This is a genomic window from Streptomyces rectiviolaceus, from assembly GCF_039533825.1.
In the GTDB taxonomy this organism is placed as follows: domain Bacteria; phylum Actinomycetota; class Actinomycetes; order Streptomycetales; family Streptomycetaceae; genus Streptomyces; species Streptomyces rectiviolaceus.
This window is the reverse complement of sequence record NZ_BAAAUG010000024.1, coordinates 70,011-96,539: the sequence shown is the minus strand read 5'-3', so window position 1 is coordinate 96,539 and position 26,529 is coordinate 70,011. Positions and strand designations below refer to the sequence as shown.

Genomic DNA, 26,529 nt, shown 5'->3' with positions numbered 1-26,529 from the left:
CCGCTACTTGTAGCTGATGTCCGAGGCAGTGAACTTGCAGTACTTGCCGTCGGGGCCCGTGCCCGTCTTCGGCGGCTCGGCACCGGTGTTGTTGCCGGTGAAGCGGTCGCAGGTGGCGATCTTCTTGCCGCTGTCGCCGTGGATGCGGATGTTGCGCAGCGCGGCCGTGTCACCGTAGTTGGTGTTGATGCCGACGATCGACTTGCCGGGGGCGGTGATGTCGACGTCGTTCACGATGATGTTGCGCTGGTACTGCTTGGAGCAGTTGCCGCAGGCGCGCACCAGCTTGCCGAAGTCGGAGACCTGGAACTTCGTCACGACCAGCTTGCCCGCGCCGTTGAACTGGAAGACCTTGTCGTCGGCCTTCTTCGCGCCACCGCCGTAGACGGTGTACGTCGAGCCCGCCGATGTCCCCTTGAAGGTGGCCGCGTCCTCGCCGACGTCCTCCCACCACACGTTCTGCAGTGTGCAGCTGCCCTGGCAGTGGACGCCGTCCGCGGCCGGTGAGCCGAGGATGACGTTCTTGAGGACCGCGCCGTCCTTCAGCTTGAAGATCGGGTCCTGGCCCTCGTCCTGGCCGTCGCCGCCCAGGTCGCCGGTGCCGTAGTGGCGCTTGAGGCCGCCGTCGTAGGTGCCGGAGACCTCGATGGTCTTGGACGTCGGCTTCTCGCCCTTGGCCTCGGGCCAGGCGGTCGCCGCGCCCGCGGTCGACATCATGGTGCTGGTGACGAGGGCGGCGCCGGTCATGCCGAGCGCGGCGATGCCGCCGACGACGGCACGGCGCTTGGTGAGACCTCGGCGATGACGGACGCGCTTGGTCGCTCGTGGGGTCATGTTCCCGAATCATTCCTTCGGTGGTGGACGGCTTGCATGTCCTTGTCGCCGCCGTCCGGCGAAGGGTTGCCGCTCGGATCCGACCAATCCGCCACCGTCCGCACCTCGAAGGGGCGTGTGGTCCCCTCCGCGGTGACCCGGACCCCGTCGTCGTCCCGCACCGCGCGGAAGACGGCAGCGGGCCTGCCCTCAAGGTCGGGCACGGTGATCTCAGTGCCGTCCTCCGTGTCCGGGGTGACCAGGAGGGTGAGGTCCTGGAGCCAGTCGCCGTCGGCGCGCTGGTCGTCGGCGCCCAGCGGGAGCAGCGCGCCGGGGCGCACGTACAGGGGCAGGCTGTCGAAGCCGTGGGTCTCGCGCCGCCATGCGGGGCCCCTGACGGTCTCGCCGGTCAGCAGGTGGGTCCAGGTGCCTTCGGGCACGTAGAACTCGACGTCCCCTTCGGCGGTGAAGACGGGGGCGACCAGGAGGTCGGGGCCGAGCATGTACTGCCGGTCCAGGGTGCGGCAGGCGGGGTCGTCCGGGAACTCCAGGAACATGGGACGCATGACGGGGACGCCCGTGCGGTGGGCCTCGACGGCGGCTGCGTACAGATGGGGCATCAGGCGGTGCTTGAGCAGCGTGAACTTCCGTGCCACGTCGACCGCTTCGTCGCCGAACGCCCACGGCACTCGGTAGGAGACGTTGCCGTGCAGGCGGCTGTGCGAGGAGAGCAGGCCGAAGGCGAGCCAGCGTTTGAAGACCGCCGGGTCCGGGGTGCCCTCGAAGCCGCCGATGTCGTGGCTCCAGAAGCCGAAGCCGGAGAGCGAGAGGGAGAGGCCGCCGCGCAGCGACTCGGCCATCGCGCCGAGCGAGGCGAAGCAGTCGCCGCCCCAGTGCACGGGGAACTGCTGGCCGCCCGCCGTCGCCGACCGGGCGAAGAGGACCGCCTGGCCGGGGCCGCGTTCCTTCTCCAGGAGTTCGAAGACCGTGCTGTTGTAGAGCTGCGCGTAGTAGTTGTGCATGCGCTCGGGGTCCGATCCGTCGTGCCATACGACGTCGGTGGGGACGCGTTCGCCGAAGTCGGCCTTGAAGCAGTCGACGCCCTGGTCGAGGAGTGTGCGCAGCTGACCCGTGTACCACTCGCGTGCGGCCGGGTTCGTGAAGTCCACGAGTGCCATGCCGGGCTGCCAGAGGTCCCACTGCCAGATGTCGCCGTTCGGGCGGCGCACGAGGTATCCCTCGGCGGCGGCCTCCGCGAAGAGTCCGGACTTCTGCGCGATGTAGGGGTTGATCCACATGCTGACCTTGAGCCCGCGCTCGCGGAGTCTGCGCAGCATGCCCTCCGGGTCGGGGAAGACGTCGGGGTCCCAGCGGAAGTCGGTCCACTGGTACTCGCGCATCCAGAAGCAGTCGAAGTGGAAGACGCCGAGCGGGATGTCGCGCTCGGCCATGCCGTCGACGAAGGCGGTGACGGTCTCCTCGTCGTAGGGCGTGCAGAAGGAGGTCGTCAGCCACAGGCCGAACGACCAGGCGGGCGGAAGCGCGGGGCGGCCGGTCAGGCCTGTGTAGCGCCGCAGGACCTCCTTGGGGGTGGGCCCGGCGATGACGTAGTACTCGATCGACTGGTCCTCGACGCTGAACTGGACCTGGCCGACGGACTCGGAGCCGATCTCGTAGGCGACCTTGCCGGGGTGGTTGACGAAGACGCCGTAGCCGCGCGAGGAGAGGTGGAAGGGGATGTTCTTGTAGGCCTGCTCGCTGCTGGTGCCGCCGTCGGCCTGCCAGATGTCGACGTTCTGGCCGTTCTTGACGTACGGGGTGAAGCGCTCGCCGAGGCCGTAGATGTACTCCCCTACTCCCAGGGCGAGTTGGCCGATCATGTGGTGGCTGCCGTCGGGCGCGGTGGCGAAGCCGGTTCCTCTGCCCTCGACGGCCGTAAGCCGCTTTCCGTCGGCGTCGAGGAATTCGAGGCCCCAGGGCTTGTCGGTGTCCAGGCGAACGGTGAGCGGGCCGCTGACGAGTTCGGTGACGGTGCCTTCACGCTTGATGAGCCCCGCGCCCTCGGTGGCGTTCAGGCTGAACTCCGGTCCGTGCGCGGCCTTTCCGGCGTGATGTGTCGCCCGGACGCCGATCACGCCCTCGGCGGGCGAGAAGCATTCGACGGTGATGAGCGGCGTGTTGAGGGTGTCGCCGCGTTCACGGACCCGGTGGACGGCGGCGTACGCCGTGAACCGGCCCTCGCCCTCCCGTACGTCGCGCACGTCGGTCGCGTACGAGGCACGCACCCCGTCGCGCATCAGCCAGAAGCCGTCAGTGAACTTCATGCGGTCTCGCTCCGGAGTTCGGGGGCGGCGGCTGGGGCAGTAGCGGTGAAAGCGAGCCGTGCGAGCCGCAGGGGGCCGCGCAGCCGCACGCGCAGATCGCGTACTCCGGAGACGGTGAAGCCGGAGCTGTGCAGGGCGTAGTCGTACGCGCCGCCGGTAGCCGGGACGGTGACGGTGGTGGCGGTGCTGCCCGAGATGAGGTCGACGGCTCCCCCTCCCGCCACCTCGACCGAGACACCGCCGACGCCGTCACCGAAGTCGCAGCCCCTGAAGACCAGTTCACCTGTACCACCGGCCTGCGCGCACACGGCGTCGCCGGTCGTCCTGGTGCGGTCGACGATCTCGGTGCCGCTCTGCTCGTCGTAGCCGGTCGCCGCCAGGCCGGCCTCCCGAACCGGCCTGGGGGCGATCGGGGTGCCCTCGATGTCGATGCCCGCCGCGAGCCGGATGTCGCTGCTGGATGCCCCGGCAAGCATCTCGTACGCGCCCGGCGCCACGGCCCAGCGGTCGTGCCGTACGTCCCAGAACCCCAGCTCGGTCAGGGGCAGTTGGAACTCAAGGCGGCAGGAAGCCCCGGCAGCGAGGTGAACGCGGCGGTGCGCGGCGAGCTGCCGGTGCGGCAGGGCGAGGCCCGCGGCGGCTTCCCTCGGCCCACGGGTGTAGAGCTGCGCCACTTCGTCCGCGCCGACGGACCCGGTGTTGGTGACGGTGAACCCGACCCGGAGCAGCTCCCCTTCCCACGCGGCCACCAAGTCCTCGTACCCGAAGGAGGAGTAGCCCAGGCCGTGCCCGAAGGGGTAGAGAGGGGTGCCGTCGAAGTAGAGGTAGGTCTGCCGGGAGCCGATGATGTCGTAGTCGAGCAGGTCAGGAAGGTCGGTGTCGGCGGCGTACCAGGTCTGCGGCAGACGTCCTGCCGGGGAGACGTCGCCCGCGATGACGCGGGCGAGCGCGGTGCCCGCTGCCTGTCCGCCGTGCGCGGTCCACAGCAGTGCGGGCAGGTGGGTGTGGGCCTCGGCGACCGCGTACGGATAGGCGGAGACCAGGGCGAGCGCGGTGCGGGGGTTGGCGGCGCGGGCCGCGCGCCACAGCCGTTCCTGGTGGGGCGGCAGGTCGAGCGTCGTGCGGTCCTCGGTCTCGCGGCCGTTGATGTGGGGGTCGTTCCCGGCGACGACGATCACCGCATCGGCCTCCGCGGCGGCCCGGGCCACGGCGTCCTCGCCGCGTTCCAGGTATTCGACGGTGAAGACCTGCGGCTCGTCGGCAACCTTCACGCCGTCGGCGGCGACAGAGACGTACCCACCCGTCCCCCTGTGCTCGATGAGGTACCCGTCCCCGTGGCCGACCAGCGCGAACGTCTCCTGTACGACCCAGCCTCCCGGCCCATCCGCGGACGCGCGCACGAAGCCGTCGTCGGCGACCGAGAGGTAGCGCCCGTCGGGGGCGCGCAGCGTCCATGTGCCGCCTCCCCAGTCGACGAGGGCGAACTCGGTCGGCTCGGGGCCGCAGGTCAGCGGGGCCAGGTCGGTGCGGCCGGTGAGCAGCGCCGGGTCCAGGGCGATCTCGGCCCCTTTGACTTGACCGTCCACCTCGGAGTCCGGCACCCGGAGCCATCCCGCCTCGCACTTCAGGCGCACTCGGTCCGCGCCATCGGCGAACGTGACGCGATCGGCGCCGAACCGTTCGCGCAGTCCGTCGAGGGGGGTGCTGCGGCGGATCAGGGTGCCGCTGTACCAGTCGGTCATGCACTCGTCGGCGAGCAGCCCGACGACCGCGATCCGGGTGTCTTCGGGCAGCGGGAGCAGGCCGTCGTTCTTGAGCAGGACGACTGCCTGCTCGGCGGCCTCCTGGGCGAGTGCGCGGTGTTCGGGGGTGTCGAAGGCGTGCGAGGCCGGGTCCGCGTACGGCCCCTGGCCGGGATCGAACTCGCCGAGCCGGAAGCGGACGGAGAGGTGACGGCGTACCGCCGTGTCGATGTCCGCGTCGCTCAACAGGCCTTGATCGAGGGCGCGTTGGATCCGCCCGGTGATGACCGACGCGTCGGTTCCGTGATCGGTGAAGCTGTCCACGCCCGCCACAAGGGCTGCCGCTGTGGCCTCTTCGTGGGTGTCGAAGTACTTCTCGGAGTCGACGAGGTTGCTGGGCGCTCCCGCGTCGGAGCAGACGAGCAGCTCCTGGTCCGTCCAGGTGCGCAGGTGCTCACGCAGGTACGGCGAGACGTGGTTGGGCCGGCCGTTGACCAGGTTGTACGCGGGCATCACCCCGGCCACGTTCCCCGCGTCGACGGCCGCGCGGAAGGCCCGCAGGTCGTACTCGTGCAGGACCCGCGGCCGCACGGATGCGGACGAGGTGTCCCGGTCCGTCTCGTTGTTGTGGGCCAGCCAGTGCTTGAGCACGGGGGCGGTGCGCCAGTGGTCCGGGTGTTCGCCGCGCAGACCACGGGTGTACGCGACGGCGATGGCGGAGGTGAGCCGGGGGTCCTCCGAGTAGCCTTCCTCGTTTCTGCCCCACAGCGGGTGGCGGAGCAGGTTGACCGTCGGGGCCCAGAGGTTGAGTCCGACGCGGTCGTCCCGCGCCCGCATGGCGCGCGCCTCGGTGGCGACGGCCTCGCCGATGCTGCGGACGAGGTCGTCGTTCCAGGTGGCGCCGAGGCCGACAGCCTGCGGGAAGACGGTGGCGGGACCCATCCAGGCCACGCCGTGCAGGGCCTCCTGTCCGGTGCGGAACGCGGCGATGCCGAGCCGTTCGACGGCGGGCGCGAACTGGTGCAGGAGCGCGATGCGTTCCCTGATCGTCAGCCGGGACAGCAGGTCGTCCACGCGCTGGTCCAGGGGCAGTTCGGGGTCACGGAAAGGCGGCGGGCTTGCGGTCACGTGCGGATCCCCTTGGCGAGCGGTGGGCACGGTGGAAGTGACGCGTGGTCGTCCTTCTTGTCGTTCTACTTGTCGTTCTTCGAAGCGCTTCGATGCTCTGTGCAGCTCAAGCCGATGTCAAGGCGGCAGTCATGCAACACCTCTTGTTACGGCCCAAGCCTTCACTTAACCTCGCAGCAATATCGAAGCGCTTCGAAAGCCGACCGGCGGTGACCGCCGTGTGTCCGGCCACGCGCCACGAAGGGTTGACGCAATGACGCCGAACTCCCTCTCCGCAAGCTCCCGTTCGAGCCGGAGAACCTTTCTCGCCAACTCCGGTCTCGCCGCGCTCGTCGTGGCGGGCGGAGCCCCACTGCTGTCGGCCTGCGGGGGCAGCGGGTCGAAGAACGAGGGCACCACGACGGGGAAGAAGCTCAAGGACCTGCTCCCCGCGTACGCCGCTTCGTCCCTCGCGAGCCCGGACATCCCCGCCAAGAACGGCTCGGCCGCGGGCTTCACCAAAGCCCTGCCGGCATCCGCTCTCAAGGTGTCGGTGCCTCAGAAGCTCGGCAGGGGCGGCGAGTTCACCGTGATGGCCCCGATCTGGGGGAACGTCCCCAAGCAGGGCAATCCGTACTGGACGGCGATGGACAAGGCAGCGGGCGTCCGCGTCAAGTGGCAGAACCAGCAAGGCGATACGTACGGCCAGAAGCTGGGCGCGGTCCTCGCCTCAAGCGGCGTCCCGGACGCGGTGGTCGTGCCCGGCTGGGAGCTGACCGGCAAGATACCGAGCGCCATCGCCAACAAGTTCGCCGACCTCGGCCCCTACTTGAGCGGCGACAAGGTCAAGGAGTACCCGAACCTCGCCGCGATCCCCACCGGTGCCTGGCAGCGTTCCATCTTCGGCGGCAAGCTGCGCGGCCTGCCGATGCCGTCCGCCACCACGCCGAACATCGCGCCCTTCTACCGCACGGACCTCTTCGAGAAGGAGGGGCTCGAAGCACCCACGAGCGCCCAGGAGTTCTACGACCTCTGCAAGCAGCTCAACGCGCCGAAGAGCAAGGTGTGGGCGTGCGGCGACATGAGCTGGGCCGCCTGGAACATCTTCGGCGTGCTGCCCGAGAAGCCGTACTACTGGAAGCTCGTCGACGGCAAGCTCGTCAACCGCTACGAGACCGATGAGTACCTGGAAGCCCTCGAGTGGTCGCGCAAGCTCTACTCGGCGGGCTTCGTCCACCCCGACGCGAAGGCCGAGACCGGCAGCATCGGCGATCTGTGCGCGGCGGGCAAGGTCTGGATGTACTGCCAGGACCTGTCCGACTGGTACGGCAAGGCGGCCGTGCAGCGCGTGGACAACAAGAAGTTCCGCATGGAGGCGTTCGACTACTTCGCCGCCGACGGCGGTGCCCCCACGCTGTACGCGCGTCCGCCGGCCGACATCTGGACGTTCATCAGCGAGAAGGCCGACGAGAAGACCGTCCACGACATCCTCGCCCTCGCCAACTACACGGCCGCTCCCTACGGTTCGAAGGAGCAGCGCCTTCGCATGTACGGCGTCGAGGGCGTCCACCACACGTTCGAGGACGGCGTCCTCACCAAGAACGGCAAGGGCAACAACGAGGTCTTCTCGACGTACGAGTACCTCGCGTCGCCCGCGCCCTTCGTCGCCTACCCCGATCTGCCGGATGTCACCGAGGGCATGGTCGAGTGGCAGCAGCGTCAGGGCGCGCACACGAAGAAGCCGCTCTTCCACGGCATGATGATCATCGAGCCGACCCGGTACACCGAGCTGAACGCCGAGTTCGAGGACCTGGAGAAGGACATTGTGCGCGGCCGCAAGAAGGTCGCCGACATGCAGCAGGCGGCAGCGGACTGGAAGTCGGGCGGCGGCGACAAGCTGCGCGACTGGTACAAGAAGCTGCTCGATGAGACCGGGGCGACCGGCGACTCGGCATCCTGACATGGCCCAGAGCACGACTCACGCACGCGACACCGCCTCGCGGACGCCACCGCCCGCGACGCCCGTCGATGCCGCGCCGCTCACGAAGAAGGCCGCGACCCGCGTCCCGCTGCGGCACCGGCTGCGGCGCGACCGCGCGCTGCTCCTCATGGTGCTGCCCGCGCTGCTGCTCCTGCTCGTCTTCAACTACGTACCGCTGATCGGCAATGTCGTCGCCTTCCAGGACTACGACCCCTACATCGCCGACAACGCGTTCCAGGCGATGACGCAGAGCCCCTGGATCGGCGTCGAGCACTTCCGGCACATGGTCGAGGACCGGCTGTTCTGGCAGGCGGTCAGGAACACCCTGGCGATCTTCGCGATCCAGCTGACGCTGTTCTTTCCGCTGCCGATCGCGCTCGCGCTGTTCATCAACAGCTTCGTGCGGCCCCGGGTGCGGGCGGTCGCCCAGGCGATCCTCTATCTGCCGCACTTCTTCTCCTGGGTCCTGGTCATCACGGTCTTCCAGCAGATGTTCGGCGGGGCGGGGCTTGTCGCGCAGGTCCTGCGGGACCACGGGCACGAGGGCTTCGACCTGATGACCGACCCGGGTCTTTTCAAGTTCCTTGTCACCTTCGAGATGGTCTGGAAGGACGCGGGCTGGGGCGTCATCGTCTTCCTCGCCGCACTGGCAGCGGTCAGCCCGGACCTGTACGAGGCATCGGCGATGGACGGCGCGAACCGCTGGCGGCGCATGTGGCACATCCAGTTGCCCGCACTGCGCCCGGTGGTGGCCCTGCTGCTCGTGCTGCAGGTCGGCAACGCGCTCACGGTCGGCTTCGAGCAGATCCTGCTGCAGCGCACCGCCGTGGGTCCCACCGCATCCGAGGTCCTTGACACCTACGTGTGGAACACCGGCCTGGACAACGGAAACTTCGGCTACGGCGCCGCCATCGGCATCGTCAAGGGCGTCTTCGGCCTCCTGATGGTGCTCGGCGCCAACAAGGCCGCCCATCTCATGGGCGAGCAGGGGGTGTACAAGCGGTGAGTGCGCTGAACTTCGGCATCAAACCCGGCAGCCGCACCGGTCTGCGTCCGGTGTGGGAGGAGCCCCCGACCCGGGCCGGCCTCGCCACGAAGGGCGTGACGCTGACCCTGGTCTGCCTCGCGGTCCTCTTCCCGGTGTGGGTGGTGGTCGTCACCAGCCTCTCGTCGGTGAAGACGATCACCGAGACGGGCGGTCTGGTGGTGATCCCCCGTGGCGTCACGTTCATCCACTACCAGGAGCTGCTCGGCGGGGGTCAGGTGTCGCGGGCCACGCTGGTCAGCGTGGGCGTCACGGTCGTCGGCACGCTCTTCAGCATGGTGGTGTCCGTCCTGTGCGCGTACGGCCTCTCGCGCCCGGGATCGGTCCTGCACCGCCCGATCCTGCTGCTGATCGTCGCCACGATGTTCTTCGGCGCCGGTCTGATCCCCACGTATCTGGTGGTGCAGGGTCTCGGCCTCACGGACACCTATCTTTCGCTGATCCTGCCGAGCGCCCTGAACGTCTTCAACATCCTCGTCCTGCGGGCGTTCTTCATGGGCACGGCGCAGGAGCTGATCGAGAGCGCCCGCATCGACGGGGCCGGTGACCTGCGCATCCTGTTCAGGATCGTCATGCCGCTCTCCCGCGCGGTGATCGCGGTCATCACGCTCTTCTACGCGGTGGGCTACTGGAGCGCGTGGTTCAACGCGTCGATCTATCTCAGCGACCCGGACATGATGCCGCTGCAGAACGTCATGCAGCAGCTGGTGATCAAACAGCAGAAGCCGACGGGCCTTGCCCAGGCGATCAACACGGGGCATCTGTCGCCGCTCGCCATCCAGATGGCCGTGATGGTCCTGGCGCTCCTGCCGGTCGCGGTCCTCTCGCCGTTCGTGCAGCGGCATTTCAAGCAAGGCATGCTCACCGGCGCAGTGAAGGGCTGACCCCACCGATGCCTTCCCTCGACGACACCACCCGCGGCCGCATCCTGTTCGGCGGCGACTACAACCCCGAGCAGTGGCCCGAGGAGGTCTGGCTCGACGACATGCGCCTGATGCGCGAGGCGTCGGTCAACTCCGTCACCCTCGGCGTCTTCTCCTGGGCGCGGCTCGAACCCCGGCCGGGAGTACGGGAGTTCGGCTGGCTCGACCGGCTGATGGATCTGCTGCACGAGCACGGCATCGGCGTCGTCCTCGCGACGCCGACCTCCGCTCCCCCGCCGTGGCTGGGACGCCTGCACCCCGAGACGCTGCCGCGTGACGAGAACGGGCAGGTGGAGTGGTGGGGCTCGCGCCAGCACTTCGCGCACTCCAGTGCCGTCTACCGCAGGTACGCCGCCGCGATCACCGAGGACCTGGCGGCCCGGTACTCCCGCCACCCGGCGCTCACGATGTGGCACATCAACAACGAGTACTGCACCTACGACTGGGGCGACGAGGCGGCGGACGCGTTCCGCCGCTGGCTCCGGGCGAAGTACACCACCCTGGCAGCGCTCAACTCGGCCTGGGGAAGCGCCTTCTGGGGCCAGAGCTACGACAGCTGGGCGGAGATCCTGCCGCCTCGCCGCGCCCACTACCTGAAGAATCCCACCCACGTCCTCGACTTCAGGCGCTTCACGTCCGACGCCCTGCTCGAGTGTTTCCTCGCCGAGCGGGACATCGTCACCGCGCACACCCCGCACCTGCCGGTCACCACCAACTTCATGCCGCTGTGGCCGGGTCAGGACGCGTGGGAGTGGGCCGCGCACGAGGACGTCGTCTCCGTCGACATCTACCCCGACCCGAAGGACCCGGTCGGTGCCCAACAGGGCGCGCTGGTCCAGGACATGACGCGCTCTCAGGCGGGCGGCGGTCCCTGGATGCTGATGGAGCAGGCGGCGGGGCCGGTCAACTGGCGTGGTGTGAACCACCCCAAGCCGCGCGGACTGAACCGCCTCTGGTCCTGGCAGGCGGTGGCGCGCGGCGCGGACGCCGTCTGCTACTTCCAGTGGCGCCAGTCCCGGCAGGGAGCGGAGAAGTTCCACTCCGGGATGCTGAGCCACGCGGGCGAGGACGGCCGCACCTTCCAGGAGGTCAAGGAGCTGGGCGCCGAACTGGCCCTGGTCGGCCCCGAGGTGGCGGGCACGCGCGTCACGGCCGATGTGGCCGTCCTGCACGACTGGGACTCCTGGTGGGCCGGCGGGCAGGAAGGCCGCCCCTCCGCCCTGGTCGACCACGCGGAGGTGCTCGGCGCCTGGCACCGCGCGCTGTGGGAGGCGAACACGTCCGCCGACTTCGCCCACCCCGAGCACGACCTGACCCCGTACCGCATGGTCGTGGTCCCGCACCTCTATCTCCTCACCGACACCGCGATCCACAACCTCGTCTCCTACGTACGCGACGGAGGCACCCTCGTCTGCGGCTTCTTCACCGGCGTGGCCGACGCCGACGACCGGGTGCGGACCGGCGGCATGGACGCCCGTCTGCGCGCGCTGTTCGGTATCCGCACGGTGCACGAGTGGTGGCCGCTGGAGGCCGGGGAGAGCGTGGACTGCGGGGAGTTCACCGGCACGCTCTGGTCGGAGGAACTTCAGGCCGACGACAGTGCGAAGGCGGTCGCCGCCTACCGGGGCGGCGAGCTGGACGGTCTTCCGGCGGTCCTTCGCCGCGACCGGGCCTGGTATCTGTCCACGCTGCCCGAGCCCGAGGCCCTGCGCGACCTGCTCGCGCGTGTGGCCGCCGAAGCAGGCGTACGGCCTCTGCTCGCAGGCCTCCCCCGCGGGGTGGAGGCCGTACGCCGCGGCGCTCTCCTGTTCCTCCTGCACCACGGCCGCGAGCCGGTGACCGTGACCGTGCCGGGCAGCCACCTCGATCTGCTGACGGGCAAGACGGTCGAGGGCGCGATCGCCCTCGGCCGCCACGGTGTGGCCGTGCTGCGCCGCACCACCGACGACGACCGCGGGCCCGGCCCGGACCCGCGGCATCCATCCCCCCACCCTGGAGACCGCACATGACACGACACCCCCGCCGCATCCTGACCCGCCTGCTGCTCGCCCCCACCCTGGCGGCGGGAGCGGCGCTCGGTCTCGCCTCCGCCCCCGCCCAGGCCGCCGTCTGGAGCACCTGCGACCAGTGGGGCAACACCACCCTGGACGGCTACACCCTCTACAACAACATCTGGGGTTCAGGCGCGGGCAGCCAGTGCGTCTCGGCGGACTCCGGCACCAAGTGGAGCGTGCGCGCCGACCACCCGAACACCAGCGGTATCAAGTCGTACCCCAACTCCAAGAAGGTCATCGGCAAGCCGGTCGACTCGCTGTCCTCGCTGAAGAGCTCGTACGACGTCAAGGTCCCCTCCGCGGGCGACTACAACTCCTCGTACGACATCTGGGACACCGACTACGACTACGAGATCATGCTCTGGGTCAACTACAACGGGAACGTCGGCCCGCTCGGCACCTCCCAGGGCACCGTCAGCCTGGGCGGCCACACCTGGGCGGTCTACAAGGGCACCAACGGCGCCAACGAGGTGTTCTCCTTCCTGCGCACCTCCGACTCCTCGTCCGGGACCGTCGACATCCTCCCGATCCTCAAGTGGATCAAGAACACCAAGGGCTGGATGGGCAACGAGACCATCGGTGACGTGCAGTTCGGCTACGAGATCAGCGGCTCGGCCGGAGGCCTCGACTTCACGACCAACTCCCTCACGGTGTCCGGCGGCTAGGGCCTGTCCGGCGGATCCTGGTGGTTGCCGCGCCGCAGGCAACCAGGTGGCACGGCCACGCGTCTCTCCTTTCCCGGGCCGTGACGGCGCCGGGTACCGCTGCCCGCACCATGACCTGGAGAAGAGCCTTGGCGCACGACGAACACGACCGGTCCGATGAGCACCCCCAGGCGCCGTGGTGGTGGGGCGTCGGCCCGGTCGGGGCGGCCCTCCTCATCGTCACCGGGATCGGTTGGGCGCTGTGGGCGTTCCTGGGGTCCGGTACCGCGGACGGCCCGATGGCCGGCTACCAGGCGAGCAAAGTCGTCGCCATCGGGCTCGTGCTCCTCGGCGCGGCCGTCCTGGAACGCCTCCGCAGCCGTCGTTCGCGTGCGCAGGAGGCAGAGGACGCCCAAACGCCCTAGCCAGGAAGCTCGTCGCCGATCAGGGCGAGGTTCTGGATGGCGGCGAGGCCGAAGAGCGCGGTCTCGTTGGTGTTGATCCGCAGGTTCTCGTAGCCGGGCTCCAGGACGGCAGGGCCCTCCAGGTCCGTCTTTCCCCAGCTCATGGCCTTGGTGTAGCCGTCGCTGTCGTGGAACTTCTGCCAGGCGCGCGCCGCGAGCTTCTCGTCCTTCAACTGGGCGGCGGCGTACGCGTCCTGGCGGGAGTGCCCCTGGAAGAGCAGCAGGCTGCCGAAGTCCTTGCCGTAGCGCTCCTTCTGCTCGGCCTTGGTGGCGTTGAAGTAGCGGCAGTAGTCGAGCCACGCCTCCTTGAACTTCGGCTGGTCGACGAGGTCGATCAGCTCGGCGCACATCTCGACCAGGCCGAACATCGCCGACAGGTGGGAGACGTTCACGGCGGGCTCGGCGGCCACCGCGAACTTTCCGGTGTCCAGGTCGTAGAGGCCGCTGCCCTGGACGAAGCCGTTGGGCTGGGCGGCGATGGTCTCCATGGTGGAGCGCAGGCGGGCCTCGGCCTTGGCCGCCTTGGGGCCGCCGCGTTCCCACTCGGTGAGCCAGGCCGCGGCCAGACCGCTCCAGTCGGTGCCGAAGCCGATGGACAGGGCGTTGCGGTCGGGTTCGTACGGCTCGGTGCGGATCTTGCGCAGGGGGTCGAGGACGAGGAACGTCTCGTCGGAGTCGACCAGGGCATGCATCAGGTCGCCGACCCGCTCGTCGGCGGTGAGGAAGTAGTAGGGGCGGCGGTAGACGGCCGTGGAGATCCGCTGCTGCTTGGCGCTGTCCGCGAAGTGCTGCACGCCGTGCCGGGTGCCGAGGCCCGCCCACTCGCCGAGGTGGTAGGAGTCGACCTCGCCGGTGTGGCGGGTCATGGCCTCGGCGAAGCGGAAGATGTCGGCGCGGCCCGAGCGCAGGTAGGCGTACCAGAGCCACAGGTCGGGCGAGAGCTCGGAGTTGTCCCAGGCGTAGCCCCCGACGTCGTACCGCCACTGGTGCCGGTCCTCGTCGTAGGTGTGCATGATGTCGCCGTAGTCCCAGAAGCCGTACCAGCGGCGCTGTTCGGCCTGGTCCTTGTAGTACGTGAAGAGGAAGTCGAGGTGGTCCTCGATCTTCTCCTTGGCGGGGGTGGAGCGGTCGACGGGCGAGAAGAGGCCGCCGAACACGCCCGTCTTCGTCACATGCTCGGGGGCCGCCGCCAGTTGGGGCGGGGTGCGGACGGTGGCGGCCTGGTCGACGAGGGTGGCGGCGGTGGGGGTCGAGGCGTTCGCCCAGAACATCAGCTCGCTGGTGCGGGCGATTCCGTAGGGGGTGCCGAAGCCCGGTTCGTAGTCCTCGTAGGTGATGTTGAGGCCCTCGATCTGCTCGGGGTAGGTGTCCTGCCCCATGCCGTCGTGGTACGTGCGCAGGTCCATCGGCTGTGCCTCGGGCGACCAGAGCCAGAGCGTGACCTCGGCCGTGTCCCCGGCGGCGCCCCGGATGTCGAGCTGCGCGGGGTGCTTCTCCCAGAAGTCCCGGAGGCCGAAGGAGAACCCGCCGCCGGCCCCGCCGACGTATCCGAAGCCGGTCGCACGGCCGCCTCCTCCGGCCGTGACCCAGGTGTGCCCAGGCTTGGTGCGCTTGCGCAGGGTGAAGCCGTCGGCGGAGAGCTGGGCGAGGGTGTAGTCGCCCCAGGTCGGGATGTACTGGAGGCGGGTGGTGACCCGCTGGTCCCAGGTCGCCGGGTCCGGCAGCTTCTCGCCCTTGACCTGGGCGGTGCGGATCGCGGCGCCCGGGTCGCGGCGGAGCCCGGTGATGCCCTTGACCGCCTCGGTCAGGAAGCCCTTGCCCTCGCCTGCGATGCGGATGTGCCGGTCGTACGCCGCGTCGCGCATCGGCACGCCGAAGCGGACGCCGAGGCCGCGGATGAAGTCCTTCTTCGCGTCGCCGTCGTACGTGATGGTGTGCACCATGCGGAAGGAGTCGGCGCCCGCGTAGAAGTAGAGACGCACGCTGAACGGCAGCCAACTGCGGCTTCCCTTGCGGTGCTTGCCGTCGATGCGGACCACGGCACGCACAGGACCGTCCTGCTCGGCCTTCGCACCGCTGATCTCGCCGTCGAACCGCTCCCACTTGGCGTTGCCGTGATCGCCGTCGTCGAGGTCGCCCTGGCGCAGGAGCACGAGACGGCCGTCGGTGGCGATCTTCACGCCGTCTCGGGTGACGGACTCGACGAGTTGCTCGCCGTCCTTGGCGATGACGGCTTTGATGACGCCGGTGTCGACGGTGATGGCTTTGCGGGTCTCGGTGACGGTGACCTTCCCGCCCTTGCCGGGGTCAGCAGGGTCCCCTGCACTGAGGCGGAACTTCTCGGCTCCCCCGGCCTGCGGCCCCACCGCGTGCGCCGTCCACTTCACCGAGCCGTCCGGCCAGTGGGCGGTGGTCCAGGTCTGTACGGGGACGTCCTTGCCGTCGGCTGTGGCGAGGGCGAACTTCTGCCCGGCGGGGTGGGCGCCCTTGGGCCACGGGACGCCGAAGGTGGAACCCGGAGCGGCGCCGAGGCCGCCCTTCTCCAGCCAGCCGATGCCGACGGGGCCGTCGTCCGCCGCCGCGCGGGGAGCCGCTTCGGCTTCGCCGCGGCCCAGCGCCCAGCTGAACTGCGCGGCGGCACCGGCGACGGCGGCGGCCTTGAGCAGGGACCTGCGGGGGATCGGAGACATCATTGTCCTTTCTCTTTACGTGGGCATGGCTTTACGTGGGCATGACAGATGGCAGAAGTACGAGGGCCCAGCGAGAGAGCGGCCCGGCACGCGGGCGTCAGGCCGCCGCGCCGCGCCGTTCGACTGCGAGCGCCGCCGCCGCGACCATCCCCAGTGCGGGAGCCGCGAGCGGCAGCGCGAACCATGCGGACGCCGCGACCACGGCGAAACCGCAGACGATCACCAGCGACCCGGCGGGATCACGCAGCGTGCGCCGCACCGCCCCGGTCAGGAGTGCGCGCCACGACGCATCGGGGCCCCAGTTCGCGGCGGCCCGCAGCCCGGCGACGACGAGGACGAACAGGGCCACGACGCCGACCGCGCCGACGAACGCGCCGCCGGGAAGACCCGCCCGTACGAACGCGATGTCGGCGAGGAGCAGGGCGAGCGCCGCCCAGCCCGCGAGGCCCACCAGCCAGCCGCGGCGCACGGCGGCGCGCAGATCGGCGGTGAACTCCCGCCACCCTGAGGTCTCATGGGCCAGATGCCGGTCCAGGTGGCGGACGCCGCCCGCGAAGGCGGCGGGGAGGGTGACCAGGGGCAGGGCGGCAAGCGCGATCCACACACCGGTCAGCAGACATTCGGCGAAGGCGCCGAAGCGGTCCATGAAGACGGACTTGCCGGACTTCCCGCGCACGTGGCCTCAGCCCTTCAGGCCCGACGTGGCCATACCGTCGATCAGATACCGCTGGAAGGCGAGGAAGAACGCGAGGACGGGCAGCAGCGCTATGAGAGACATGGCGATCATGCCGCCGTAGTTGGCGACACCCTCCTGGTCGACGAACATCTTCAGACCCAGCGAGACGGTGTACTTGGAAGGGTCGTTGAGATAGATCAGCGGCCCCATGAAGTCGTTCCAGGAGTTGATGAAGGTGAAGATCGCGCTGGTGATCAGGGCGGGCCGGCACAGCGGAAGCACGATCGACCAATAGATCCGCAGATGCCCGCAGCCGTCCAGCCGCGCCGCCTCGTCCAGTTCCTTGGGCAGGTTCCGCATGAACTGCACCATGAGGAACACGAAGAAGGCGTCGACCGCCAGATACTTGCCGAGCAGCAGCGGCGTATAGGTGTTGATCAGGCCCATCTTCTGGAACAGGACGTACTGGGGGATCAGGAGCACGTGGTACGGCAGGAGCAGGGTGCCGATCATCAGCGCGAAGAGCAGATTGCGGCCCGCGAATTTGATCCGCGCGAAGGCGTAGGCCGCGAGGGAGCAGGAGAAGAGCACCCCCGCCACCGAACCGAGCGCCAGGAAGAGGGAGTTGGAGAAGAAGGTGGAGATGGAGATGTCGGCGATGCCGTCGGCGAGGCCGCTGTAGTTCGCGACGATGGGGTCGGTCGGGAACAGGTCGAGGCTTCCGACGATCGACTCGTTCGGCTTGAACGAGCCGCCGATCGCCCAGATCACGGGGTAGAGGACGACGCCGAGGACCGCCAGAGATCCGATGTGCCAGGCCAGCGAACCGGCCCCGCGACGGCGGCGGGCGACTCGGCCGGCGGCTGGGGCGGCGGCTGGGTCGGCGGCTGGGTCGGCGGCTGGGTCGGCGGACAGCCCACGTGATGCGCTGCTCAACGGGATCCCTCCTCGTAGTGCACCCAGCGCTTCTGGGACCAGAACAGGACCGCCGTCACCAGGGCCACCGCGAGCAGCAGCATCCAGGCCATGGCAGAGGCGAGGCCCATCCGGCTGTTCTCGAAGCCCTGGACGTAGAGATAACAGGTGTAGACGAGCGAACCGTCCGCAGGACCGCAGGCGTTGCCGCCCGCGCCGCCGCCGACGATGTACGCCGAAGCGAAGATCTGGAAGGAGTGGATGGTCTCCAGGAGGACGTTGAAGAAGAGCACCGGGGAGATCATCGGAAGGGTGATGTTCCAGAACCGCCGCCAGGTGCCCGCGCCGTCGACCTCCGCCGCCTCGTACAGCTCGCGCGGCACCTGCTTGAGACCGGCCAGGAAGATGACCATCGGCGCGCCGAACTGCCAGACGGTGAGCGCGATCAGGCTGTAGATGATCCACTGCGGGTCACCGGTCCAGCCGCCGACGTCCATGCCGAAGATCGCCCGCTGCGTACGGTCGACGATGGCGTCGTCCGAGAAGATCGCCTTCCAGACGACCGCGATCGAGACGCTGGCGCCGATCAGGGACGGAGCGTAGAACGCGGCCCGGTAGAAGGCCTGCCCGCGCCGCTTCTGGTTGAGCAGCAGCGCCACGCCGAGCGCCGCGGCCAGCTTGAGCGGGGTGCCGACGACGACGTACCAGAGCGTGACCTCGACCGACTTGCGCCAGCGCGGGTCGCCGAACATCTCGGTGAAGTTGTCGAGGCCGATCCACTTGGGGGCGTCGAACAGGTTGTAGTCGGTGAACGCGAAGTAGAGCGAGGCGGCCATGGGCCCGGCGGTCAGGATCAGGAAGCCCGCGAGCCAGGGCGACATGAAGAGGAACCCGGCGATGTTCTCGCCCCGCCTTCGCCGCCGCACGGCCTCGGGGAGGCGCGTGCGGCGCGGCGGCTTCGGCTTCTCGGGCGCGGCCGGGACCACGGGGGCCTGCGGGGACGCCATCGTGCCGCCCATCAGGAACCGAGCGCGGTCTTGCACTCGGTGAAGAACTGCTTCACCGCTTCGTCCACCGACCGCTCCCCCAGGGCGAGTTCCTCGGCGATGCGCAGGAACGCCGCCTCGCAGACGTCGGCGCCCGCCGGGTGCGGCGTGATGGTCTCCAGGACACCGGCGTCGACCAACTGCTCCTCGTACGCGGCGATCTCCTTGTTGACCGAGGCGATCACCTTGTCCTTCTCCTCGGCGGGCTTGTACGCCTCGTACTGCGCGGTCGTGGTGGGCACCCCGCGGTCGTACCCCATGATCTTGGCGACCTCGGGGTCGTGCACCATGAAGTCGATGAACTGCGCGACCTCCTTGGGGTGCTGGGTGCGCTTGGAACCGCTGAGCATCAGCGAACCGAGGTACTGCCCCGTCTTCTTGCCGTCGGTGGTCGGGAGCGGCGCGAGGCCGTACTCGCTCTTGCCCTCGGCGGTGTAGCGGACGGTGAAGTTGTCCCAGGTGAACTCGGACGCGGCGATCTCGGCGGCCACGGCCGACTTGGGCTTGATCTGGGCGACCTTCTTCGGGTCGGCGTAGATCCCCGACTTCACACCGGCGTACCCCTTGGTCCACCACTCCTTGAGGTCCGCCTCGTCGAAGCCGAGGCCGTCCTTGGTGAAGAAGGCCTTGCCCCGCTGGCGCAGGTAGGGGTCGTAGAGGTACATGACGCCGTAGAGTCCGCTGTCGCCCGACCTGCCCTGCTTGCGGATCTTCTCCATCGCGGTGTGGAAGTCGTCCCAGGTCCAGCCCGTCTTCGGGGTGACACCGGCCTTCTCGAAGACCGGCTTGTCGATCACCAGGGCCATGGAGTTGCTGCCGACCGGGACGCCGAGCAGCTTGCCGTCGACCTCGCCGAACTTCTCCAGGCCCGCGCGGAAGCCGTCGAGGCGCAGATTGCCCGCCTTGGCCTGCGCGTTCAGGTCGAGCAGCACGTTCCGCTGGTCGTACTTGCGCAGGAAGCCGATCGCGTTCTGGAAGACGTCCGGCGGGTTGCCCCCGGACGCCTGGGTGTTGAACTTCTTCCAGAAGTCGAGGTAGGGCTGGAAGTCCGTCTTCACCTTGATCTTCGGGTACTTCTCCTCGAAGAGCTCGATGGTCCGGTTGATCCGCTTGGCGCGGTCGTCGGAACCCCACCACGCGTACCGGATGGTGACGGTCCCGTCCCCCGACCCGCTGCCGCCGCAGCCCGCCGCGGTCAGTCCGAGGGCCGCCAACGAGCCGCCGGCCAGTTTCAACAGGCCGCGCCTGTCAACTTCCCCATTCATCGGCACAGTTCGTCCTCCGCTACGCGATTGAATCGTTTTAGGAAAGCGCTTGCCGGGACAAGGTAGGGAGCCGGGATGAGTACGTCAACGGTTCGGGCAGGAAACCGTCGAAGCGCTTCAAGCCGGCGCACCCCAACTCCGACGTGCCGAGCGGGTTTTCCTGCGCGAAACATTGACGCGGGCCGGTGGGCGCCCTAACTTCATCGCGTCATACTTCGTACGTCATATATGAGACGCGATACGCGATGAGTGCACGACCACTGCACGCGATGACCGCACCACGGCTGCACGACGACTGAGAGCATCGATGAACTTTGCGCCCCACCCCATCCCCTCGCGCACGCAGTACGTGCTCGAGGCCGTCAAGCACCGCATCCTCACAGGGCAGTTGGCACCCGGCCAGCCCCTCGTCGAGACCGAGCTCGCCGCCCAGTTCGCGGTCTCCAAGACGCCCGTACGAGAAGCGTTGAAGACACTCGCCGGGACCGGGCTCGTCGTCATGAGCCAGTACAAGGGCGCCACCGTGCGCACGGTCGACGCGGCCATGGCGCAGGAGGTCTACGACGTACGCCTGCTGCTCGAACCGGAGGCACTGCGGCGCACGGTCCGCAGCGGCGCCCTCCTGGAGGAGGCGCGCGAGGCCCTGGAGCGGGCGGACACCGCGGCGGACGCGGCCGAACGCTCGCTGGCCAACCGGGAGTTCCACCGCGCCCTCTATCTCCCGTGCGGAAATCCGCTGCTGGCCCGCATGCTCGACGACGTGCGCGACCAGGCGGCCCTGGTCTCCGCCGTCGCCTGGGCGACCCTGCCCTCCTGGGAGCGGGAGGCCGCCGAGCACCGGGAGATCCTGCGGCTCGCGCTCGCGGGGGAGGCCGACGCGGCGGCACACGGACTCCACGACCACATCGCCTCGTTCGTGCGGCGGGCGTTCCCGGAGGGGGAGCTTTCATGACCGGACAGATCCACAACTCCCGCTTCGATGACGATGAGCTGCGTTCGGCTCTGGCCGACGTCGTGGCGATCCCCGTGACCCCGTTCGCCGAGGACGGCTCCGTGGAGCGGGGCACCTACCGCGCCCTGGTGCGACGGCTCGTCGACGGCGGCGTGCGCACCCTCACCCCGAACGGCAACACCGGCGAGTTCTACGCCCTGGACCCCGAAGAGCGGCGCCTGGTCACCGAGCTGACCATGGAGGAGGCGGGCGACGAAGCCACCGTGCTCGTCGGCGTCGGCCATGACCTGCCGACCGCTGTCGCCGCCGCCCGGCACGCTCGGGACGCCGGGGCACACATGGTGATGGTCCATCAGCCGGTGCATCCGTACGTGTCCCAGGACGGCTGGGTCGACTACCACCGTGCCGTCGCCGACGCCGTTCCCGAGCTCGGCATCGTCCCGTACATCCGAAATCCCCGGCTGACCGGTCAACGCCTCGCGGATCTGGGCGAGTTGTGCCCCAATGTGATCGGCGCGAAGTACGCGACGCCGGACGCCGCCGCCTTCGCCGCGTTCGCGCGGGACGCGGGTCTTGAGCGGTTCGTGTGGGTGGCCGGGCTCGCCGAGCTGTACGCGCCGGCGTACTGGGCCGTCGGCGCCACCGGTTTCACCTCGGGTCTTGTCAATGTCGCGCCCGAGGTGTCGCTGCGGATGCGCGACGCCCTGCGGGCCTGCGACTATCCGGCGGCCATGGAGGTGTGGGAGCAGATCCGGCGCTTCGAGGAGCTGCGCGCCGCCGACCAGTCCGCGGACAACGTCACGGTCGTCAAGGAGGCGCTCGCCGCGCTCGGCCTGTGCCGCCGTGAGGTGCGCCCGCCGAGCCGGGTCCTGCCCGTCGAGCGGCGCGAGGAGATAGCGGCGCTTGTGAAGGCGTGGTCGCTATGAGGCCGGACGAACTGCGCAGCCACCAGTGGTACGGCACGGACGGCCTTCGCTCCTTCAGCCACCGGGCGCGCACCCGCCAGCTCGGGTATCTGCCCGAGGAGCATCTGGGCAAGCCCGTCATCGCGGTCCTCAACACCTGGTCCGACATCAACCCCTGCCACGTCCATCTGCGCGACCGCGCCCAGGCGGTCAAGCGCGGGGTGTGGCAGGCGGGCGGCTTCCCCCTCGAATTCCCCGTCTCCACGCTCTCGGAGACGTTCCAGAAGCCGACCCCGATGCTCTACCGGAATCTCCTCGCCATGGAGACCGAGGAGCTGCTCCGGTCCTATCCCGTGGACGGCGCCGTGCTGATGGGCGGCTGCGACAAGACGACGCCCGCCCTGCTCATGGGCGCCGCGAGCGCCGACCTGCCGGCCGTCTTCGTGCCCGCAGGACCCATGCTCCCGGGGCACTGGCGCAACGAGGTGCTCGGTTCCGGCACCGACATGTGGAAGTACTGGGACGACAAGCGCGCCGGTCTCATCGGCGACTGCGAACTCGCCGAGCTGGAGAACGGGTTGGCCCGCTCCCCCGGCCACTGCATGACCATGGGCACCGCCTCCACGCTGACCGCGGCTGCCGAGGCGCTCGGCGTGACGATGCCCGGCGCCTCCTCCATCCCCGCGGTGGACTCCGGGCACGACCGGATGGCTGCCGCGTCCGGGATGCGGATCGTCGAACTCGTCCGTCAGGACCTGAAGTTGTCCAGGCTCCTGACGCCGGAAGCGTACGAGGACGCCGTCGCCACCGTCCTCGCGCTCGGCGGCTCCACCAATGCCGTGATCCACCTGATCGCGATGGCGGGCCGCAGCGGCGTACGGCTCACGCTCGACGACTTCGACCGGATCGCGCGTTCCGTGCCGGTGCTCGCCAATCTGCGCCCCGGCGGGCAGTACCTCATGGAGGACTTCCACTTCGCGGGCGGACTCCCGGCGTTTCTGGCCCAGTTGACCGACGTACTCCACCTGGACAGGCCCACCGTCGCCCACGACACCCTGCGCGAGCAGCTCGCGGGCGCAGTCGTGCACAACCCCGAGGTCATCCGCCCCCGCGACAAGCCCCTGGCCGACGAGGGCGGGGTGGCGGTGCTCCGCGGCAATCTCTGCCCGGACGGCGCCGTCATCAAGCACATCGCCGCCGAGCCGCACCTGCTGCGGCACACAGGGCCCGCGGTCGTCTTCGACGACTACAAGCAGATGCAGCGCACCATCAACGACCCGGCGCTCGGCATCACCGCCGACCACGTCCTCGTGCTGCGCGGATCGGGCCCCCAGGGCGGCCCCGGCATGCCCGAGTACGGCATGCTCCCCATCCCCGATCACCTGCTCAAGCAGGGGGTGCGCGACATGGTGCGGATCTCCGACGCGCGGATGAGCGGCACATCGTACGGCACGTGTGTGCTGCACATCGCGCCCGAGTCGCACGTGGGCGGGCCGCTCGCCCTCGTCCGTACGGGAGACCTGATCACCCTGGACATCGAGGCGCGCTCGCTCCATCTCGGCGTTTCCGACGAGGAGTTGGAGCTGCGGCGGGCCGCGTGGACGCCGCCGCCCGCCCGCTACGGACGCGGCTACGGCGCGCTCTACAGCGAGCAGATCACCCAGGCCGACACCGGCTGCGACTTCGCGTTCCTGGCCCGCGAGGGCGAGGTCCCCGACCCGTACGCGGGCTGAGACCCCCTGGCCACTCCTTCTTTTTGTACGAACTGCACGAATTCTTTGCACGAGATTTCGAACAACGTCTGCGAAGCGCTTCATCTCGCCGACTGTGTGCCGCCCATGAGAACGGAGAAGCAGACATGGCCCAAGCTGTGGCGAAAGCGCCACCGCAGCCACCGCCCCGGCGTCGCATGCCGGGTGCGCACCGGCGCCGAACGGGAGCGACCCCGCGCCGACTCCCGTATCTGCTGATCGCGCCGGCCGGACTTCTGATGCTGGGCTTCATCGCCTACCCGGTCATCAGCGTCTTCTACTACAGCCTGCGCCACTACAACCCCACCAAGCCCTGGCGCGACGGCTTCGCGGGCTTCGACAACTTCGTCACCGCGTTCACCGAGGACCCGCAGTTCTGGCAGACGCTCGGCTTCAGCCTGCAGTGGGTGGCCGTCGAGGTCGTCCTGCAACTGCTCCTCGGCCTCGGGCTCGCGCTGATCGTCAACCAGACCTTCATCGGCCGCGCGATGGCCCGTGCCCTCGTCTTCTCGCCGTGGGCCGTGTCCGGTGTGCTCACCTCGACGATCTGGCTGCTGATCTTCAACTCGCAGACAGGCATCACCCGTTACCTCGCGGACATGGGGATCGGCACGTACGGGACGTCCTGGCTCTCGGACACAAGCACCGTCTTCCCGGCCGTCGTCGTCGCCGAACTCTGGCGCGGCGTCCCCTTCTTCGCGATCCTCATCCTCGCCGACCTGCAGTCCGTGTCCAAGGACCTGTACGAGGCCGCGGAGGTGGACGGCGCGAGCCGCTTCCGGCAGTTCTTCCACATCACGCTGCCGCACCTGAAGGACGCGATCATCCTCTCCACGCTCCTTCGCGCGGTCTGGGAGTTCAACAACGTCGACCTCCTCTACACCCTCACCGGCGGCGGACCCGCGGGCGAGACGACGACCCTGCCGCTGCGCATCGCGTCCATCGCCGTCGACTCGCACGACTTCGGCTACGCCTCCGCGCTGACCTCCATCGCGTTCGTGATCCTCCTCTTCTGCTCGATGGTCTATCTGCGGCTGAGCAAGTTCGGAGGTCAGGACAAGTGACCACCACTCAGCACCTGGACAGGGAAGCCGCCATGGCGGACACCACCGCACCCGCGGGGCCCTTCGCCCGCGGCCCGCGCACACCCAGGCGGCGCCCCTGGGACGAGGCCCCCCGCTGGCAGATCTATCTGCCGCTCGGCCTCTACCTCCTCTTCACCATCATTCCCTTCTACTGGATGCTGCTCTTCGCGATCCGCCCGGCGGGCTCGACCTCGCTGCTCCCCTGGCCGATCACGTTCGAGCACTTCGACAAGGTGTGGACCGAGCGGAGCTTCGCGCTCTTCTTCCAGAACAGCCTCATCGTCGGCGTCCTGTCGATGCTGATGACGACGCTCGTCGCCCTCGCCGGCGGCTACGCCCTCGCCCGCTTCGACTTCAAGATCAAGCGCGGCTTCATGCTGGCGCTGCTGTGCTCGCAGTTCATCCCCGGCGCGCTGATGCTGGTGCCGCTCTTCCAGATCTTCGCCAACCTCCAGATGATCAACTCGCTCGGCAGTGTCATCATCGCCGAGGCCGTCTTCCAGCTGCCGCTCTCGATGATCCTGATCAGCGGGTTCATCAAGAACGTGCCGTACTCCCTCGAGGAGGCCGCCTGGGTCGACGGCTGCGGACGCTTCCGGGCCTTCTGCGCCGTCGTCCTGCCCCTCCTTCGACCCGGTCTGATCGCGGTCGGCTCCTTCGCCTTCGTGCACAGCTGGAACCACTTCCTGTTCGCCCTGATGTTCCTCTCCAACCAGGACAAACAGACGATCCCGGTCGGCCTCGCCACCCTGATGGGCGCCGACAGCGTCGACCTCGGCGCGCTCGCGGCGGGCGGCGTCATCGCCGCCCTGCCCGTCGTGATCGTCTTCGCCTTCATCCAGAAGTGGCTGGTCACGGGGTTCAGCGCAGGGGCGGTGAAGGGGTGAGCGCACCTCCCCTGCCGCTCGTCCTCGCCGGTGCGCGCGGGCACGGCAGATGGCACCTGGAGAATATCCGGCGGCTCCAACAGGCCGGTCTCGTACGGCTCGTGGGGATCTGTGAGCTCGATCCGCTGACCGGCGCCGAGCTGGACGGGGTCGGTGAGCCCGCGCAGTCATCGGACTTCGCCGGTCTGCTCGACGCCACCGGAGCCGCCGTCGCCGTGATCTGCACGCCCATCCCCACCCACGCGGACCTGGCCGTCGCCGCCGCCGCGCGAGGCGTTCACCTGCTCCTGGAGAAGCCGCCCGCCCCTTCGTACGCCGATTTCCGGCGGATCACCGACGCGGTGGACGCCGCGGGGGTGGTCTGTCAGGTCGGGTTCCAGTCGCTCGGCTCGCATGCCGTGCCCGCGGTCCGCGCCTTGGTCGCCGACGGGGTGATCGGTGAGCCGATGGGTGTCGGCGCGGCGGGCGCCTGGGCCCGTGACGAGGCGTACTACCGGCGGGCTCCCTGGGCGGGGCGGCGCCGCATGGACGGCGTGGACGTCGTGGACGGGGTCCTGACCAACCCCCTCGCCCACGCCGTCGCCACCGCCTTGGCGGTCGACGGGTCCACGCGGGCCGATGACGTCACGCGGGTGGACACGGAGCTGTTCCGCGCCAACGCCATCGAGTCCGACGACACCTCGTTCGTGGGGATCACCACCGCGCGCGGCGGGCGCGTCGGCGTCGCCGCGACCCTCTGCGCCGAGCGCCCCGACGAGCCGTACGTCATCGTCCACGGCACCCGGGGCCGCATCACCTTCTGGTACAAGCAGGACCGGGTGCTCGTGCAGCGCGCAGGACACGGGCCCGAGGAGGTCCTTCACGGGCGGACGGACCTCCTCGAGAACCTCGTCGGCCATCTCGCGGGCCGCGCCGAGCTGTTGGTCCCGCCGGCGTCGACGGGCGCCTTCATGAAGGTCGTCGAGTCGATCCGCCGCGCACCCGATCCCCGTCCGCTGCCGGTCGAGGCATGGCGCTCCGTGCCCGGTGAGCACGAGGGCGTTCGGCGCCGGATCGTGCACGGCATCGACGGGCTCGTCGCGGCGAGCGCCGACACGCTGTGCGGCTACGCCGAGCTCGGCACGTTCTGGGCACTGCCCGACCAGCTGCCCGACCAGCCGCCTGTCCAGCCGTCTGACCAGCCGCCGGTTTCCCGGCCCGCTTCGCCTCGGGCCGCCTCTCACTCCCCCACCGCCGAGACCCCACCGAGGTGAGAACGCC

The 26,529-nt window shown here is 69.3% G+C and carries 20 protein-coding genes; 12 read left to right on the top strand and 8 right to left on the bottom strand.

Translation table 11 applies throughout. The features are described from left to right. Positions 1–3 precede the first annotated feature (3 nt). The 3 genes from ABD378_RS08340 to ABD378_RS08330 are packed head-to-tail and all read right to left on the bottom strand — an operon-like array spanning position 4 to position 6,007. On the bottom strand, positions 4–834 hold the full coding sequence (locus ABD378_RS08340) for a pectate lyase (protein ID WP_344519854.1): 831 nt from the start codon (positions 832–834) through the stop codon (positions 4–6). Continuing rightward, positions 831–3,137: an alpha-xylosidase gene (gene yicI, locus ABD378_RS08335; RefSeq protein ID WP_344519853.1), complete on the bottom strand. Its 2,307-nt coding sequence runs from the start codon at positions 3,135–3,137 to the stop codon at positions 831–833. The genes ABD378_RS08340 and yicI overlap by 4 nt, the downstream gene beginning before the upstream one ends. After that, on the bottom strand, positions 3,134–6,007 hold the full coding sequence (locus ABD378_RS08330) for a beta-glucosidase family protein (RefSeq protein ID WP_344519852.1): 2,874 nt from the start codon (positions 6,005–6,007) through the stop codon (positions 3,134–3,136). Before ABD378_RS08330 ends, yicI begins: the two co-directional genes overlap by 4 nt. A 253-nt stretch (positions 6,008–6,260) precedes the next feature. On the opposite strand from ABD378_RS08330, the gene ABD378_RS08325 reads away from it, so the two are divergent. The 6 genes from ABD378_RS08325 to ABD378_RS08300 all read left to right on the top strand — a co-directional run bounded on the left by ABD378_RS08325 (position 6,261) and on the right by ABD378_RS08300 (position 13,058). Then, on the top strand, positions 6,261–7,946 hold the full coding sequence (locus tag ABD378_RS08325; protein WP_344519851.1) for an extracellular solute-binding protein: 1,686 nt from the start codon (positions 6,261–6,263) through the stop codon (positions 7,944–7,946). A 1-nt stretch (position 7,947) separates the two neighbouring features. Next, positions 7,948–8,973 (top strand): ABC transporter permease, encoded by a 1,026-nt coding sequence (locus ABD378_RS08320; RefSeq protein WP_344519850.1) that lies wholly within the window; start codon positions 7,948–7,950, stop codon positions 8,971–8,973. After that, positions 8,970–9,896: a carbohydrate ABC transporter permease gene (locus ABD378_RS08315; protein ID WP_344519849.1), complete on the top strand. Its 927-nt coding sequence runs from the start codon at positions 8,970–8,972 to the stop codon at positions 9,894–9,896. The genes ABD378_RS08320 and ABD378_RS08315 overlap by 4 nt, the downstream gene beginning before the upstream one ends. An 8-nt stretch (positions 9,897–9,904) precedes the next feature. Beyond that, positions 9,905–11,944: a beta-galactosidase gene (locus tag ABD378_RS08310; protein WP_344519848.1), complete on the top strand. Its 2,040-nt coding sequence runs from the start codon at positions 9,905–9,907 to the stop codon at positions 11,942–11,944. Beyond that, the gene (locus ABD378_RS08305) at positions 11,941–12,654 is read left to right on the top strand and encodes a glycoside hydrolase family 12 protein (RefSeq protein ID WP_344519847.1); all 714 of its coding nucleotides are present in this window, start codon (positions 11,941–11,943) and stop codon (positions 12,652–12,654) included. Before ABD378_RS08310 ends, ABD378_RS08305 begins: the two co-directional genes overlap by 4 nt. A 128-nt stretch (positions 12,655–12,782) precedes the next feature. Further along, positions 12,783–13,058: a hypothetical protein gene (locus ABD378_RS08300; protein WP_344519846.1), complete on the top strand. Its 276-nt coding sequence runs from the start codon at positions 12,783–12,785 to the stop codon at positions 13,056–13,058. Here the strand turns inward: ABD378_RS08300 and ABD378_RS08295 are convergent. The 5 genes from ABD378_RS08295 to ABD378_RS08275 form a co-directional block, all read right to left on the bottom strand. Beyond that, positions 13,055–15,787, bottom strand: a complete 2,733-nt coding sequence (locus tag ABD378_RS08295; RefSeq protein ID WP_344519919.1) for an exo-rhamnogalacturonan lyase family protein — start codon at positions 15,785–15,787, stop codon at positions 13,055–13,057. The two genes, ABD378_RS08300 and ABD378_RS08295, sit on opposite strands and share 4 nt — an antisense overlap. Positions 15,788–15,884: 97 nt before the next feature. Beyond that, on the bottom strand, positions 15,885–16,433 hold the full coding sequence (locus ABD378_RS08290; RefSeq protein ID WP_344519918.1) for a hypothetical protein: 549 nt from the start codon (positions 16,431–16,433) through the stop codon (positions 15,885–15,887). A 36-nt stretch (positions 16,434–16,469) separates the two neighbouring features. Then, positions 16,470–17,399 carry a carbohydrate ABC transporter permease gene (locus tag ABD378_RS08285; protein ID WP_386546066.1) on the bottom strand — a complete coding sequence of 310 codons (930 nt, stop codon included), beginning with the start codon at positions 17,397–17,399 and terminating at the stop codon, positions 16,470–16,472. Next, positions 17,396–18,421, bottom strand: a complete 1,026-nt coding sequence (locus ABD378_RS08280) for a carbohydrate ABC transporter permease (RefSeq protein WP_386546064.1) — start codon at positions 18,419–18,421, stop codon at positions 17,396–17,398. Before ABD378_RS08280 ends, ABD378_RS08285 begins: the two co-directional genes overlap by 4 nt. Then, entirely contained in the window at positions 18,397–19,689 is a 1,293-nt protein-coding gene (locus ABD378_RS08275) for an ABC transporter substrate-binding protein (RefSeq protein ID WP_344519845.1), read from the bottom strand. The genes ABD378_RS08280 and ABD378_RS08275 overlap by 25 nt, the downstream gene beginning before the upstream one ends. Positions 19,690–19,996: 307 nt before the next feature. Between ABD378_RS08275 and ABD378_RS08270 the strand changes: the two genes are divergently transcribed. The 6 genes from ABD378_RS08270 (at position 19,997) to ABD378_RS08245 (ending at position 26,522) form a co-directional block, all read left to right on the top strand. After that, on the top strand, positions 19,997–20,641 hold the full coding sequence (locus ABD378_RS08270) for a GntR family transcriptional regulator (RefSeq protein ID WP_344519844.1): 645 nt from the start codon (positions 19,997–19,999) through the stop codon (positions 20,639–20,641). After that, positions 20,638–21,567, top strand: coding sequence for a dihydrodipicolinate synthase family protein (locus ABD378_RS08265; RefSeq protein ID WP_344519843.1), 930 nt, complete (start codon positions 20,638–20,640; stop codon positions 21,565–21,567). Before ABD378_RS08270 ends, ABD378_RS08265 begins: the two co-directional genes overlap by 4 nt. Next, complete coding sequence (araD, locus tag ABD378_RS08260; RefSeq protein ID WP_344519842.1) at positions 21,564–23,279, top strand: L-arabinonate dehydratase; 1,716 nt, start codon at positions 21,564–21,566, stop codon at positions 23,277–23,279. Before ABD378_RS08265 ends, araD begins: the two co-directional genes overlap by 4 nt. Positions 23,280–23,404: 125 nt before the next feature. Further along, entirely contained in the window at positions 23,405–24,361 is a 957-nt protein-coding gene (locus tag ABD378_RS08255; RefSeq protein ID WP_344519841.1) for a carbohydrate ABC transporter permease, read from the top strand. 32 nt (positions 24,362–24,393) lie between these two features. Next, complete coding sequence (locus tag ABD378_RS08250; RefSeq protein ID WP_344519915.1) at positions 24,394–25,269, top strand: carbohydrate ABC transporter permease; 876 nt, start codon at positions 24,394–24,396, stop codon at positions 25,267–25,269. Then, a complete protein-coding gene (locus tag ABD378_RS08245; RefSeq protein WP_344519840.1) occupies positions 25,266–26,522 on the top strand; it encodes a Gfo/Idh/MocA family protein in 1,257 nt (418 codons plus the stop codon). Before ABD378_RS08250 ends, ABD378_RS08245 begins: the two co-directional genes overlap by 4 nt. Positions 26,523–26,529: the final 7 nt, after the last annotated feature.